Raw genomic sequence first — 13,472 nt, 5'->3', positions numbered from 1 at the left:
GTGAGACGCCGCGCACCCGCCACCGGTTGCCCTGTCAGCCCTCCCGGGGAAGGCCTCGCCATGCCGAGTTCAGCATCCAGCGCCCGTAGCGACGTCCCGCACTACGGTGAGCGGGGCGTTCCCCTTGCCCAGGCGTGGCAGCACGGTCTGGTCGCCGTGGCCGAACTCGGTTTCAGCGCCCGCCTCGATCCGCTGACGACGGACGAACCCGGCGCATGGCGCTGCGTCCTCGAACAGGACGGCGTGCCGGTGACGCGGGGAACGGGTTTCGGCAAGGGCCGACGGCAGGCCGCCCGGGTCGGGGCGATCTTCGAAGCGCTGGAACACCACCTCAGTGCCGGAATGCCGCCACAGACCAGCGTCGTGCTACGCGGTGCCCACGAGGCGGCTGCCGGCGAACTGGCGCGGGACGCGGCCTGTGCCCTGCTGGCCGAGGGCCCTGACGTCCCGATCGCCTGCCTGCCCTACACGCCCCTGCCCGGCCACGCCGGTGACGAGATGCTCGTGCCGGTGTTCCTGTCCACGCCGGACTACCTCCATCAGGAAGCGGCGGCGCGTGCCGCCGCCGGGGACAGCTACGACTACACGGCCCTGCGTAGGTACTCCGTCACCAATGGCTGGGCCGCAGGGGCCACTCCGGCCGAGGCGATGGTCCACGCCATCAACGAAGTCATCGAACGCGACGCCATCTCGATACTGTTGATCGGACAGTTCCTTTCCCCGGCCCCGGCCACCCTGCCCGTCATCGACACCGGCACTCTGCCCGCAGCACTGGCAGCTCTGCACGAGGAGGCCGAACGTCGCCTCGATCGGCGGGTGTGGCTGCTGGAGATGACCACCGATGTGGGTGTGCCCGCCTACTGGGCCCACAGCCCGGCGACCGAGCCCGCGGTGCCGAGCCTCCTGCGGGGCTTCGGCGCTTCTCTGTCCGCCTGCTTCGCGGCAGAGCAGGCATTGAACGAACTGATCCAGACACACAGCGGCCTGAGAGCCGCATCCGGCGAGAAGGGCCGCAGGTATGTCTGCACTGAGGCTTATCCCGCGCTGCACCGCTGCTACCTGGCCGACTTCCGCATCCCCCGGACCGCCCGCATCCCCTTCAGCGAAACGCCCGCCCCGGCCACCCCGGCCGAGTACCTGGAGGCGCTCTGCGAGACCCTGCACCGTGCGGGCTTCACCCCGCGCGTGTGGCAGCGTCATGTGAGCGACCACCTGTCCGTCCTGAACGTGATCATCCCCGGCATGGAACGCTTCATGCTGGTCACGAGCGGCCAACTCGTCCTACCGGGACCGCGCGGACGCACCGCCCTGACCGGGTTGTCTCCCTCGTCACAGACGGCAGGCGGGGGCAACGGACGAGTGTCGGACACGTAGCGCTCCGGCTGGGGCCACCCGTACGCGAAGGGAACGGTACCGACGCGTCCCCGTGGTGGGGCTGAACGTCCCGGAGGTCTCCTCGGCCTGGCCGTGCACCTCGGGCTCCGGGACACCGGCCGCTTTCGCGAGGGCCGGCTCCCGTAGGTGGTCCAGGATGGTCGGCAGTGTGATCTGCTCATCGGTGTTCAGCCGCGGAGGGACGGGGACCGGGGCGAGGCTGCGCGGTCGTCACCGCGAAACCGTGGCTGATCGATTCGAATCCCGACTGGTCGTATGCGACCGGCGGTCACCTGCCGGGCTGCCCGGACCCGCTCGGTGTACCCACTGGCACGGTCGACGACCTCACAGCCCGGCGAGGAGGCCGTCGAGCGGGGGCGGCGTCCGGTCCGGCGGGAGGGCCTCGACCAGGAGACGGCCGTAGCGGATCTTGCGGCCCTTCTTCGTGCCGAGGAAGCGCCGCAGCAGCTGGCCCAGCTCCCGGCCGCGCTGTGCGGGCTGGCGCTGGAAGGTCCGCCAGGCGCGGAAGTCGCCCTCGGCGTGCAGGATCTCCTCGACTCCTGCCGTGCCGAGCGCGCGGATGAGTTCGTCCTCCAGATCCGCCGCGCATACGTGGACGTCCTCGGGCGGCGCCTGGACCCGTGTCAGACCACGCTCGTAGAAGCCCTGTTCGCGCTCGTCGCACAGTCCCGTCACACGCAGGCCGAGGCCGGGCCGCCCGAGGAGGCGGGCGTAACGGCCCACGCTCATCGCCCCGCCCATCGGCACGGCAACCACTCCCTCGGCGGCCAGGTCCCGACCCCGCCCGGCGGCCAACGCCTCGACGGCGGCGAGATCACTCAGCCCTTCCAGAAGCACCGCGGTGCGCGCCCCCAGGCTCTCCGCCAGGTCGCGCGCCGGCCCGTCAGGACCGCCCTTCGCCCAAGCCGTGAGCGCATCCCGGAACTCCCTCACGTCCGCCACAGAGCAAGTCTGCACGTCCATGGAATGGTTCGGCACACGATTTTCCGACGGCCCCGGCGATTCGACGGTCCTCGGGCCCCGGCCCGGCTGAGGTACACGTGGCCTGGAGGCCACCGACCACGTCACGCTCCTTGCCGCCCGCCCGGGCCATTCAGGCGTCGGCGCGCGTGGAGGATCCGGGATCGCGACGCGAGTCCTCTCCGCATCGCCCATCGGGCCACTCCGGGTGCCGGCCTGCGCCCGAATGCCGTCAGCAGTCGCTCATCGAACAAAGTGTCCGCGGCCCTGCGTGCCAGCGGCGCGAGGACGCGTGGCAGTCGCGAGGCCAGGAGGCCGCTGGTGGCCTCAAGCAGCGCCCGGCCTTCGGTTGTCGTCTCAAATGTGCGTACCTCGAAGTCGGACATCCAAGCTTCCAGTGCCGCATACGATCCCGGCACACCGGCTATTCCCATGCGGCGGCCCAGCCCCGCGTAGAACACGTAGGCGGCTTCCCGTTCCGCAGGTGTGACCGGCCGCCACCCGTACCGGTCGATGTACTCCAGCGGTGCGGTACAGAACGCCCCCAGGACGTACACGAACTCAGCCTCGTCGACCGGGAGATGAGCGTGCAGGGCCGTCAGGCGCGCCACAGCGGAAGTGCCCTCGGGCGTGTCGAGGCCGTTCTCGATGAGGCTGTACATCAAGGCACCGGTCGCCTTCGCACGTTCCTTCGGCCGCTCGATCATCTTGCCCGTCGTCGTCAGTACCGTGGCGATGCCGGGCACGGCGAACGTACGGTAGAAGCCCAGGTTCAGCCCCATGCGCACTTCCTCGGGGAAGTCGAGCAACGCCAGCTGACGGTAGACCTCGTGTGCCGCTGCCTCACTGATCATTGTGGTGTCGCCCTACCGCGCCGCAGCGCTCCGATGACGGGAATCCATCACCCTAGGGGAGACCGCGAACACCACACGCCAAACGCAATGGCACCGACCGGGCGGGGAGCGCGGCTCGCCGTACCGAGGCCCGCCAGGCCTCCCGGCCGCCGCGCCATGCCTCGCGGCACCCCTCCCCTGCCGACAGCCCCGTTCCTGCCCCGGCCCGACAGACGCTCAGCACACCGCTGCGTCCCGGCCCCCGCCGGCGCGAGGACGTGACGCGAGCCCGGCCTGGTGTCATTCGCGCCACTCACCACAACGGGTCTTTATCCGTGACGAATCGACCAATCCGTCGGCTGTGGGCCCGCCCGGTGATCCGCCGGCTGCGGCCGGCTGCCGCGCGTGCCCGATTCCTCTCCACGGCCACCAAGGTCGGCGATCACGGGCTTCGACGCTCCACCGCCAACCATGCACGGGCTCGTTAGGATCGGCGGTCATGGTCGATCTCTATCCGCCGACACGTCCCTACGATGCCGGTTTCCTCGACACCGGGGACGGCAACCGCGTCTACTACGAGCAACTCGGCAACCCCCAGGGCAAACCCGCCCTGATGGTCCACGGCGGCCCGGGGAGTGGCGCCTCGCGACGCCCCACGAGGGCCTGGGATCCCGAGGCGTACCGGATCATCCGCTACGACCAGCGCAACTGTGGCCGCAGCACCCCGCACGCCAGCGACCCTGCCACCGACATGAGCCTCAACACCACGCGGCACCTGATCGACGACATGGAGGCGCTGCGCGAACACCTCGGCATCGAGAAGTGGCTGCTCAACGGCGCCTCCTGGGGCCCGACGCTCGTCCTCGCCTACGCGGAGCAGTACCCCGAACGGGTCACCGAGATCGTCATCCAGGCGGTGATGACGAGTCGCCGCTCGGAGATCGAGTGGCTCTACCGGGGCGCCAGGCGGTTCCGCCCCGAGGCGTGGGACCGGTTCCGCGCGGGCGTTCCCGAGGGCGAGCGGGACGGCGAACTGCTCGCGGCCTACGCGCGGCTGATGGAGAACCCCGACCATGCGGTTCGCGAGAAGGCCGCCGCGAACTGGCTCGCCTGGGAGGATGCCGTCATCACCGACGAGCCCAACGGCGTCCCCGGCATGTACAGCGACCGGGAGGCGGACGCGCGGATCGCATTCGTCCGGATCTGCGCGCACTTCTTCAGTAACGGCGCCTGGCTGGAGGAAGATCAACTGATCCGTGACGCATACAAGTTGGCCGGGATTCCAGGGGTGATCGTGCACGGCAGGCACGACATGGGCTGCCCGGTCCGGACGGCATGGGAACTGGCGAAGGCGTGGCCCGGCGCACGGCTCCACATCATCGAGGACGCGGGGCATGCCGGAAGCGACGCCGCGGGCCACGTACTCCGGGACGCCATCGAGGAGTTCAAGAACCGCTGACTCCCCTGAGGAGGCCGATGCGGGTTCGCCGGCTCTCGTCGAGGCGCTGCTGGGTCACAGCACCGGGGCCGCTCCCCCAGGGCAGAGCTGCTGGAGATGCGTGAGCTCGCGCGCCACTGGCGCGAGACGGGCGTCCCCTGCGCACTGCGCCACCGCACGGGCACCCAGGACACTCCAATCCGCACGCGCGTCCAGGGCGACGAGAATGACAGGGGCGACGAGTGCACCCTCCGTGGCGCGACCGGTGCGGCCGCTGCGGCCGCTGCGACCGGTGCGACCGGTGCGACCGGTGCGGCCGGATGAAAGCCTGCCCGTCGGGCGCGAGAACAACGTGGCGAATGGAGCCCGTCCCTCACGCTCATCTTCAACTCCGACACGTTGGAGCCGCCTCGGACGGCGCCGCCGTGCAGCGGACGAGTGGCTCAACGACGATCGCCGGCCTCATTCGGGCTCTCGTCGGCCAGGCGGCCGAGGCCGGTGCCGGCCGAGGTGTTGCGCGGGGCCCTCCCGGTGCAGGCATGGGTCGGCGCTTGTGTCGATACCCGCAGCGTGGGACAGCGCTTCCAGCCGGAATGCCTCCGGCCGAGGCCCTGATGCCCCCGCCCGGCGGGGCGATAAGAGTCAAAACACCGATTTACTGTCTTGTTTGGCATGAGGACAAACATTCGCCTACCTTATTGCCCCGTCTCTTCGCGGAAGATGACACTCAATACCGGCTCATGGAAAGGGTTTTGGGCATGGCGGATTGGGTGAAGGTCGCGGGCAGTCTCACTGCCATCTCGGCGGGGTCCAGGACAACGGTGTGGGGTGTCAATGCGGCGAACGCCATCTATCGGTACACCAACTACGATGCCAACCCCTGGATCAACATTCCGGGGGCGCTGAGTGACATCGGCGCTGCGTCGGACGGCACGGTGTGGGGCGTCAACGGGGGCCACCAGATCTTCCGGTATGCCGGGGACCAGGGTGCTTCGAATCCGTGGCCGAGCATCTCCGGCAGCCTGGTCCGCATCGACGCGGGCTCCAGGACGAATGTGTGGGGGGTGGACTCCGCCGACGCCATCTACCGGTACACGAACCATGACGCCAATCCCTGGATCAAGATCCCCGGGGCCCTGAGTGACATCGGCGCGGGCGCTGACGGCACCGTGTGGGGCGTCAACAGGGGCAACCAGGTCTTCCGGTACACCGGTGACCAGGACGGCTCAAATCCGTGGGTGAACGTCCCCGGCAGCCTCAAACGCATCGCGGTGGGCTCCCGGACGAACGTGTGGGGCGTCGATCCCGCCGGCAGCATCTACCGATACACCAACAACGACGCCAGCGGCGCCAATCCGTGGGTCAAGATCCCCGGGACCGCCACTGACGTCGCCGCGGGTGCCGACGGCAACGCGTGGCACATCAACAGCGGCAACGAGATCTACCGCTACACGGGAGACCAGCCCAGCTGATCTCCGCCCCTCATCATTGCGGGCCCCGGCCAGAGAGTCCGGGGCCCGCACTATGACGTGGCCGGTCCCCCGCCGCGACGTCGCCCGGTCGAGCGCGACACCGACGCGAACGCCGTCCACTCCGGCACGATCCGCCCGGCGTCACCCGCGCCCGCGAGGCGGACCGCCTCCGACTGCCCGTCGCCATACGCGAAGAGGGCGACGTCCGTACGCGTCCGGGGACCCGCACGGGGCGGTACGGGCGGGGGCAGCGCGAGGAGCGGGACGCCGCCCAGCCCTCGACGCCGGGGCGCCGCGGTGGGCGGTCGCCGCGTACGCCCCAGTCAGCCCTCGGTCCACCTCACGACCGGGACGGACCGCGGGCACGAGGGCCCCCTACGCACCTGCGGAGCGTGTCAGTAGGCGGTGATGTCCCAGTGGTTTCCCTCGTCGCAATAAAGGTTGCCCGACGCGGCCTTCCACTGAGGGTAGCCGTCGCCGCGCAGGCCTATGGAGGTGAAACTGTTGTGCACGTAGCCGTCGAGGCAGGAGTTGTGCGAGGTGTCGACCTTGTAGCCGTTGTAGTGGCTGTAGGTGCCGGACGCGTGGCCTACCTCGGTGCCGCCCGTGATGTTGATGGCGCAGCCGCTGGCTTGTTTGAGGGTGATGATCGTGTCAACCGTGCCGGAGTTGATCTGATCGAAGGACGTGCAGGTCGAGTTGGAGCGGGTGGTGCAGTTGCCGCTGGAGCTCCAGGTGATGCCCGCCGCCCGGAACTGCGAGGCCGCTTGGGCCTGCGTCAGCTTGGTGCCGCTGGCGCTGGCGGATGGGGCCGAAATGACGCCGACCGTTGCCACGGCGGCCAGGACGGCCGGCGCGAGGAGTGCTCTTACCTTCATTTGACTCTCCAGAGTGTCGGAGCACAGTGCGCTCCCCAACCGGAATCCGCGCCGTACCAGGGGCGAGGACTCGCGGGATGCCGACAAGCGGATGCCTCCCCCGGTCTACGCGTGTTGAAACTGGCATGACAAGTCGAAGTCAGTGATGTGGCTTCATCGGAGACTGGCCGCCGCAAACTGCTCGCCGTCCCGGACCGTGCCGTCGGCACAGGGCCACCGTCGTCAACCCGCCGGCAGGGAGCGCGGCGAGTTCCGGGGGGTGCCCGAACGCCCCGGGGGCGTTCGGGCACCCCCCGGGGGACCGGGACCGCGGCGAGTTCCCGTGGACTCTTCGTGCGCTGCGTGGCAGAGCGCAGATCGGACGAAGCCCGCACGCGCGTCCGCTTGAACCGCGCAAGGGTGATCACATAGACGTGAACTTTCGGCAGCGCGTTTCCGGGACTTCAGTGGCGCGTTCAGTAGCCCGCGGTGAAGCGCTCGCCTACGTGATGGGCGTCCACGCACTCGTCGATGCTGGCGACGGCGTAGTCATCTGCGGAGATGCTGCTGCTCCCCCCGGCATCGATGACCAGATCGTCCAGAGCGGTGCGGTAGCCACCCGTGCGCTCGCGGGGTTCGATCGCGGCAGCCGGGCTGAAAACGGTCCACCCGACGTCGGGGACCGTGCGGAAGAAGTCCAAGGCGTCACCGTGGGCGTGCATGATCCGCACAGCGGAATCCGGCAGGCCCTCCATGTCCCAGGCCTGGCTGCCGTCCGGCATGCGCAGTGAGCCCGCGCCGCCGACCGAGATCAGGCGCGCGGCGTCGGCGCCCAACGTGCGTACCCCTCGACCAGGGATCTGGCAGCACGCTCGATGGTGGCCGCACCTGCCGGACCGCCGCCCCTGACCGCGCTGATGACGATGTCGCGTCCCTCCGCCACTTCGGCCACACATCCGGGGTCGAGGACATCGCCGGTGACAACGGTCAGATGCGGATGAGTAGCCATGACCTTGGCAGTGTCACGCGCCACTGCGGTCGCCTAGCGGTTGCGGTCAAGTGCCTCACGCAGGATCCGGCTGCCGAGGGTCCCGCTGACACCGAAGATCGTGATCTTGGCCTGGACGCTGCCCTCCTGGCCGACCGTGATCGGGCGTCAGAAGCACATCGGGCACCATATGATGCACCCGACATCTGCCAACCGAAGCCACCAATGGTCACCCCGGCTTCGTCTTCGTTGGGATCGGTCACGGACAGCGAGCCGCTCGGATCCGAGGGCACGGTCCTCACCGGATCCGCGCGACCGAATCCTTCAGCCGAACCAGTGCTTTGTCCCAGGCAGTGTCCCCGCACGGATCCGGCAACCGACAGCTCTCCCGGGAAGCCACCACCCATCGCCCACCATCCATGCGATCCGGGCAGTCGGGGGCGCTCGGGAGGACAGCACGAGACAAGCACAAGGATGGAGGCACTCGCTCCCCCATCACGAACAACGAACGCCTCTACACAGGCCCTGCCCGCCGTACAGCAGGCCACCGGGGGTGGCATCCGGCCCCCACCCGGCCGCCCACCCCCAGCCGCCCGACCCCGACTGCCCGACGCCGACGGTCAGCCGTCGGCGTCGGCGATCCTGTTCATGATCTCGGCCGCCCGCAGCAGCACCTGCTGCTCGCCCGGCTGCAGCAGGCGTTGCAGTACGCCTGCCAGCCACGCTTCCCGCGCCGCCGGAATCGTGGCTATCAGCGCGCGCCCCTCTCGGGTGGCGCTGATCAGCGTTTTCCGCCCGTCGTCCGGGTCCTGCTCGGACATGATCAGGCCGTGCCCGCGCAATGCGGAGAGGGTCTCCGCCATTGACTGGCGACGCACATGTTCGGCCTGCGCGAGTGCGCTGGTCGTCGTCGGCCCCTCTTCGACGACGCGGCCGAGGGTGGTCAGCTGCGACCACGTCCAGGGCATCTCATCAGGTGCGCTCTCGCTGCGCAGCCGTGCCCGCAGGCGCGTCATCGCCTTCGTCAGTTCAGCCGCGGTCTCATCCACCCGCTTCTCCTCGGCGCCCATGGGTCGACGATAACAGATAGGCAGGTAGCCTGCTATATTATTTGTCAGGCAGCCTGCACATCTCTCAGGGTCCCGAGCGGGACGACGGGAGGATCGCCGCCTTCATCCATCCGAGCACGAGAGGAGATTCGCCATGGATTCGACCGGCCGCGCAGGTGCTGGAGCCGGCGCGCACGCACCGGACGACCAGCACCAATCCCGCACCGGCGCGCACGCACCGGGTGCGCAGCCGTGGCGTCAGCGGCCTTTCGGTCCGCGATTCGTCGCGCCGCTGCTCATGGGCGCGACACTCAACCCCGTCAACAGCTCAGTCATCGCCACCGCCCTCGTCGCCATCGCCGCCTCCGTGGGTGTGAGCGTCGGCCAGACCGCGATCCTGATCTCCTGCCTGTACCTGACCAGCGCGATAGCCCAGCCGACCGCGGGGCGCCTGTCCGAGGAGTTCGGCCCCCGGCGGGTCTTCGTGACCGGGATCGTCGTGGTCTTCCTCGGTGGCCTGCTGGGAGGCATCGCCACCGACATGCCGATGCTGGTCGTGGCACGGGTACTGATCGGGTTGGGCACCTCCGCCGGCTACCCGGCAGCGATGCTGCTGATCCGCCGGCGAGCCACCGCGATCGGGCTCGACGCGCCTCCCGGCAAGGTACTCAGCAGCCTGGCCATCGCCGGCGCCGTCACGGTGGCGATCGGACCGGCGATCGGCGGCCTGCTCGTCGGATGGTTCGGCTGGCGTGCGGCGTTTCTCGTCAACGTGCCGTTTACCGTCCTCGCCTTCGCGATGGCGCTGGCCTGGATAGCCAAGGACACCGACGTCATCAGGGGCCGAGCGACGCGCGACGTCCTCGCTCGCATTGACGTGCCCGGCGTCCTGGGCTTCGGAGCCACGATGACGGCGCTGCTCGTCTTCCTCCTCTCGCTGCGAGAGCCGCATTGGGCCGCGCTCGGCTTCGCCGTCGCGTTCGCCGCCGCCCTCGTTTGGTGGGAACTGCGGGCGGCCAACCCGTTCCTCGACGTCCGGCTGCTCGCTTCGAACGGCGCACTCACCCGCACCTACCTGCGTAACGGACTCAGCCTGCTGGGCGTCTACGTCATGCTCTACGGGCTCACTCAGTGGCTGGAGGCCGCGCACGGGCTGTCCGCCTACGCGGCCGGGCTCGTGCTGCTGCCGATGGGCCTGCTCTCGGCGATCGCAGCCCGGCTGGTGGCCAACCACGTCGACGTGCGGGGGCCGCTGATCCTCGCGGCGCTCCTGCTCGTGGCCGGCTCGATATCGGCATTGTTCCTGACCAGCACCACCCCGGTGATCGCGGTCATCGGCGTGACCGCGCTGTTCGGCATCATGTCGGGCATCAGCAACCTCGCCAACCAGACCACCCTGTACCGCGAGGCGCCTCCCGAGAAGCTCGGCACCGCGTCCGGCCTGCTGCGCACGTTCGGCTACATCGGCTCGATCGCCTCGGCGACGATCACCGGCAGCGTGTTCCGCACCCACGTGAGCGACTCAGGTCTGCACCACGTCTCACTCATCCTCATCGGCATCGGCGCCGTCGTGCTGCTGATGTCCGTGTTCGACCCGCGCCTGAAGGCGCCGTCGGACGAGGTCCCCTCACCCCGCAAGGAGAACAACCCCATGTCCGCGGCCAGCATTTCCCCAGCCATCGTCCCGGCCCGTACCGCCCTTTTGCTGATGGACTACCAGAACGCCGTCCTGGGCTCCATCGCCGACGCCGAGCCGGTGCTCGACCACGCGCGGCAGGCCCTGGCCTGGGCGCGGGACCACGACATCCAGGTCGTCCACGTACGCGTCGCCTTCGCCGAGGAGGACTTCGACGAGATTCCCGCGCACAGCAAATCCTTCGCCGCCATCGCCGAGAGCCGGTTCCTGCTCGACGGCAGCCCGGAGGCCGCGCTGCACGCCTCACTGGAGGTCCGTACGAGCGACATCGTCGTGCGCAAGACCCGGTTCGGCGCCTTCAGCACCACCGAGCTCTACCGCGACCTGCGCCCCAAGGGCGTCAACACGCTCGTCGTCGCCGGCATATCGACCTCAGGCGTCGTACTCTCCACCCTGCGCGACGCGGCCGACCAGGATTACCGCCTGTTCGTCCTCGCCGACGCCACCTCCGACCCCGACGCCGAGGTGCACCGCGTTCTGATCGAGAAGGTCTTCCCCCAGCAGGCCGACATCCTCCGGACGGGCGACCTCGACGCGCTCACCGGCGCCTGACCACGGTAGGGACCGGCACGCGAGCGGGGGTCGGCATCACGCTCGGCACATGCCGGGACCCGACGGGAGCTGCGGCTTCCGGTCCTCGCTTCTCGGGAACTCGCCACCGGAGTCGTCGTCGCCCCGGAGCACGGAGTGCCCCGACGGAACTGTCACACGAGGGGTTCGCCGTCCGTGGCGGATTCGGAGATCTCGTCGCGCACGGCCTGGAGCATGGCTCTCGCGGCGGTCGACGCGTCGGTGGCCGTGACCATGAGGGTCTCTCTCTTGAGCACGAGGGCCGGGTCGTCGACGCGCAGCCACTTCACGCCGTGCGGGACCGTGTCCGCGGCCAGTCCGGGCAGGACCGAGACGCCCAGTCCCGCTGCGACGAGGCCCAGGCGTGTCTGCCAGCCGCGGGCCTCGTAGGCTACGCGCGGAGCCTCAAGGGTCGGCCAGGCACCGAACTGGGGTTCCCCCTCTCCGCCGACTCCCACGATCCACGCTTCCTGTGCCAGGTCGTCGACGTGCACGGAGTCCCGGGAGGCCAGCGGATGGTCCGCGCCGACCGCCACGCCCATGCCGCGGCCACTTCGTACGACTTCGATGCGCAGCCCGGTGAAGTCGTAGTCGGGGAGCCCGTCCCCGATCGCCACGACGGCCATCTCAAGGCGTCCGGCGCGAAGGCGGCGTAGCTGGGCGGGGCTGCCCGCCTCCCACAGGCTCACGGTGAGGGCCGGGTGCGCCTCTCGCAGGCGTGCGACGGCGCGCGGCACCAGCGCGGCCGCCGCGGTCGGATAGGCGCCGACGGCCAGGCGGCCCGCGAGGCGGTCCCGAAGCCCGGCGATCTCCAGTTCCGCCGCCTCCACGTGCGCGATCATGTGCCGCGCGTGCCGCAGCAGGGCCTCGCCGGACGGCGTCGGCCTGACCCCACGGGCGTGCCGTTCGAACAGCGAGGCCCCCACGGCGGCTTCCGTCGCGATGATCTGGCGGGAGACCGCAGACTGCGTGTAGCCGAGAGCCTCGGCTGCCGCGGTGAAGGACCCGCGCTGAGCGACTTCAAGCGTGACCCGCAGGCCCGTCAACGTCAGTTCCGGCATGGTGGGACGATATGCGTGCGCCGTGGGGTCGGCAAAGGATGGCCCTTCATGCCGCGCATGGCGCGGCGACGCGAAAGCGGGACGTGTGACGAGGCGCACGCGTGAGGACGCGCGGGACACGGGGAGTACGACGGGGGACGCACGAGGGCGGGTCCTCACGCCATCCTCGGCCCGGGGCCCGCCGTCGTCCGTGGCCCTGCCCGGACTGCTTCGTTGCCGCTCGCTCAGTCACGGGCTCCCCGGCATGTTCCTCTCAGCCGCCGAGCGGGACCGGGTACTCGGCGTCCGCGGCGTAGGCGGCCTCGCGCCGGCCTTCCAGGGACGCGAGCCGGCCACGGACCGTGGTGGTCACGGCCTCGTAGGCGTCGGAGTTCAGCAGCAGACGCAGCGGCGGGTCGTCGGACAGAGCCGCCTCGATCGTGGCGTGGGCGACGCCGGACCGGCTCGCGACCATGTCCTCGACCCGGAGCTCCGGCACGTCGGCCGGACCGCCGCGGTACGGCTCGCTCAGCGGGACCCGTGCGGCCGCGTCGTAGAAGCTCGTCCGTACCATTCCGGGCTCCACGAGCACCGTCTTGATCCCGAACGGCTCGACCTCGGCCGCCAGCGCCTCGAAGTACCCCTCCACTCCCCACTTCGTCGCGTGGTAGATCGCGAAGCCCGGGAAGGTGATGTGACCGCCCATGCTCGACAGCTGGACGAAAACGCCCCCGCCCTGGGCGCGAAGGTGCGGGATCGCACGGCGGGCGAGCTGGATCGAGCCGGTGAGATTCGTGGCGATCGCGCCCTCGACCTGCTCGTCGCTGAGGTCCTCGCCGGCGCCGAAGACGCCGAAACCGGCGTTCGAGACGACGACGTCTATACGCTCGTGGTCGGCGAACGCCCGTGCCATCACGTCCTCGATCTGGGCGCTGTCCGTCACGTCCAGAGGTGCGCGCCACAGCCGGTCGCCGAACTTTTCAGCGAGGTCGTCGAGTTGCTCGGGGCGGCGCAGTGTGGCGGCGACGCGGTCGCCGCGGGTCAGGGCCTGCTCGGCCATTTCGCGGCCGATGCCGCGGGACGCTCCGGTGATGAGCCAGGTGGTCATGGTCTTCTCCTGTGATGGATCCTGCTGAATGTCGTGCTGAATGTCCTGCCGCATGTCGAGCTGGGC

General features: G+C 69.8%; 10 protein-coding genes and 1 pseudogene. 4 read left to right on the top strand and 7 right to left on the bottom strand.

What is annotated here, in order from left to right; all coding sequences use genetic code 11:
* Positions 1-60 precede the first annotated feature (60 nt).
* Positions 61-1,374 (top strand): YcaO-like family protein, encoded by a 1,314-nt coding sequence (locus OG310_RS34980; RefSeq protein WP_329459869.1) that lies wholly within the window; start codon positions 61-63, stop codon positions 1,372-1,374.
* A gap of 345 nt (positions 1,375-1,719) precedes the next feature.
* Here OG310_RS34980 and OG310_RS34975 read toward each other — a convergent pair whose 3' ends face one another.
* Positions 1,720-2,337 (bottom strand): TOPRIM nucleotidyl transferase/hydrolase domain-containing protein, encoded by a 618-nt coding sequence (locus OG310_RS34975; RefSeq protein WP_329459868.1) that lies wholly within the window; start codon positions 2,335-2,337, stop codon positions 1,720-1,722.
* Positions 2,338-2,459: 122 nt separating this feature from the next.
* Positions 2,460-3,209, bottom strand: a complete 750-nt coding sequence (locus OG310_RS34970) for an oxygenase MpaB family protein (RefSeq protein ID WP_329459867.1) — start codon at positions 3,207-3,209, stop codon at positions 2,460-2,462.
* 478 nt (positions 3,210-3,687) lie between these two features.
* Here OG310_RS34970 and pip point away from each other — a divergent pair, with 478 nt between their 5' ends.
* Entirely contained in the window at positions 3,688-4,647 is a 960-nt protein-coding gene (gene pip / locus OG310_RS34965; protein ID WP_329459866.1) for a prolyl aminopeptidase, read from the top strand.
* 737 nt (positions 4,648-5,384) lie between these two features.
* Positions 5,385-6,098 carry a tectonin domain-containing protein gene (locus OG310_RS34960; protein ID WP_329459865.1) on the top strand — a complete coding sequence of 238 codons (714 nt, stop codon included), beginning with the start codon at positions 5,385-5,387 and terminating at the stop codon, positions 6,096-6,098.
* 395 nt (positions 6,099-6,493) lie between these two features.
* On the opposite strand, the gene OG310_RS34955 is transcribed toward OG310_RS34960, so the two are convergent.
* From OG310_RS34955 to OG310_RS34945, 3 genes and pseudogenes are all read right to left on the bottom strand, one after another.
* A complete protein-coding gene (locus tag OG310_RS34955) occupies positions 6,494-6,976 on the bottom strand; it encodes a hypothetical protein (protein WP_329459864.1) in 483 nt (160 codons plus the stop codon).
* A gap of 455 nt (positions 6,977-7,431) precedes the next feature.
* Positions 7,432-8,105 (bottom strand): annotated as a pseudogene (locus OG310_RS34950) (NAD(P)-dependent oxidoreductase).
* Positions 8,106-8,563: 458 nt separating this feature from the next.
* Complete coding sequence (locus OG310_RS34945; RefSeq protein ID WP_329459863.1) at positions 8,564-9,013, bottom strand: MarR family winged helix-turn-helix transcriptional regulator; 450 nt, start codon at positions 9,011-9,013, stop codon at positions 8,564-8,566.
* Positions 9,014-9,146: 133 nt separating this feature from the next.
* Between OG310_RS34945 and OG310_RS34940 the strand changes: the two genes are divergently transcribed.
* A complete protein-coding gene (locus tag OG310_RS34940) occupies positions 9,147-11,240 on the top strand; it encodes an MFS transporter (RefSeq protein WP_329459862.1) in 2,094 nt (697 codons plus the stop codon).
* A gap of 152 nt (positions 11,241-11,392) precedes the next feature.
* Here OG310_RS34940 and OG310_RS34935 read toward each other — a convergent pair whose 3' ends face one another.
* The gene (locus OG310_RS34935; protein ID WP_329459861.1) at positions 11,393-12,319 is read right to left on the bottom strand and encodes a LysR family transcriptional regulator; all 927 of its coding nucleotides are present in this window, start codon (positions 12,317-12,319) and stop codon (positions 11,393-11,395) included.
* A gap of 253 nt (positions 12,320-12,572) precedes the next feature.
* A complete protein-coding gene (locus tag OG310_RS34930) occupies positions 12,573-13,406 on the bottom strand; it encodes an SDR family oxidoreductase (RefSeq protein WP_329459860.1) in 834 nt (277 codons plus the stop codon).
* Between the last annotated feature and the right edge of the window lie 66 nt (positions 13,407-13,472).

This window comes from Streptomyces sp. NBC_01497, assembly GCF_036250695.1.
Lineage (GTDB): Bacteria > Actinomycetota > Actinomycetes > Streptomycetales > Streptomycetaceae > Streptomyces.
Note: the sequence above shows the minus strand (reverse complement) of the source record. Positions and strands in the feature narration are given on the sequence as shown.

What these genes read in the sequence shown, in the direction of transcription:
- OG310_RS34980 (WP_329459869.1), top strand. Translation starts at nt 61, where the DNA reads ATGCCGAGTTCAGCATCCAGCGCCCGTAGCGACGTCCCGCACTACGGT.
- OG310_RS34970 (WP_329459867.1), bottom strand. Translation starts at nt 3,209, where the DNA reads ATGATCAGTGAGGCAGCGGCACACGAGGTCTACCGTCAGCTGGCGTTG.
- pip (WP_329459866.1), top strand. Translation starts at nt 3,688, where the DNA reads ATGGTCGATCTCTATCCGCCGACACGTCCCTACGATGCCGGTTTCCTC.
- OG310_RS34960 (WP_329459865.1), top strand. Translation starts at nt 5,385, where the DNA reads ATGGCGGATTGGGTGAAGGTCGCGGGCAGTCTCACTGCCATCTCGGCG.
- OG310_RS34955 (WP_329459864.1), bottom strand. Translation starts at nt 6,976, where the DNA reads ATGAAGGTAAGAGCACTCCTCGCGCCGGCCGTCCTGGCCGCCGTGGCA.
- OG310_RS34945 (WP_329459863.1), bottom strand. Translation starts at nt 9,013, where the DNA reads ATGGGCGCCGAGGAGAAGCGGGTGGATGAGACCGCGGCTGAACTGACG.
- OG310_RS34940 (WP_329459862.1), top strand. Translation starts at nt 9,147, where the DNA reads ATGGATTCGACCGGCCGCGCAGGTGCTGGAGCCGGCGCGCACGCACCG.
- OG310_RS34935 (WP_329459861.1), bottom strand. Translation starts at nt 12,319, where the DNA reads ATGCCGGAACTGACGTTGACGGGCCTGCGGGTCACGCTTGAAGTCGCT.
- OG310_RS34930 (WP_329459860.1), bottom strand. Translation starts at nt 13,406, where the DNA reads ATGACCACCTGGCTCATCACCGGAGCGTCCCGCGGCATCGGCCGCGAA.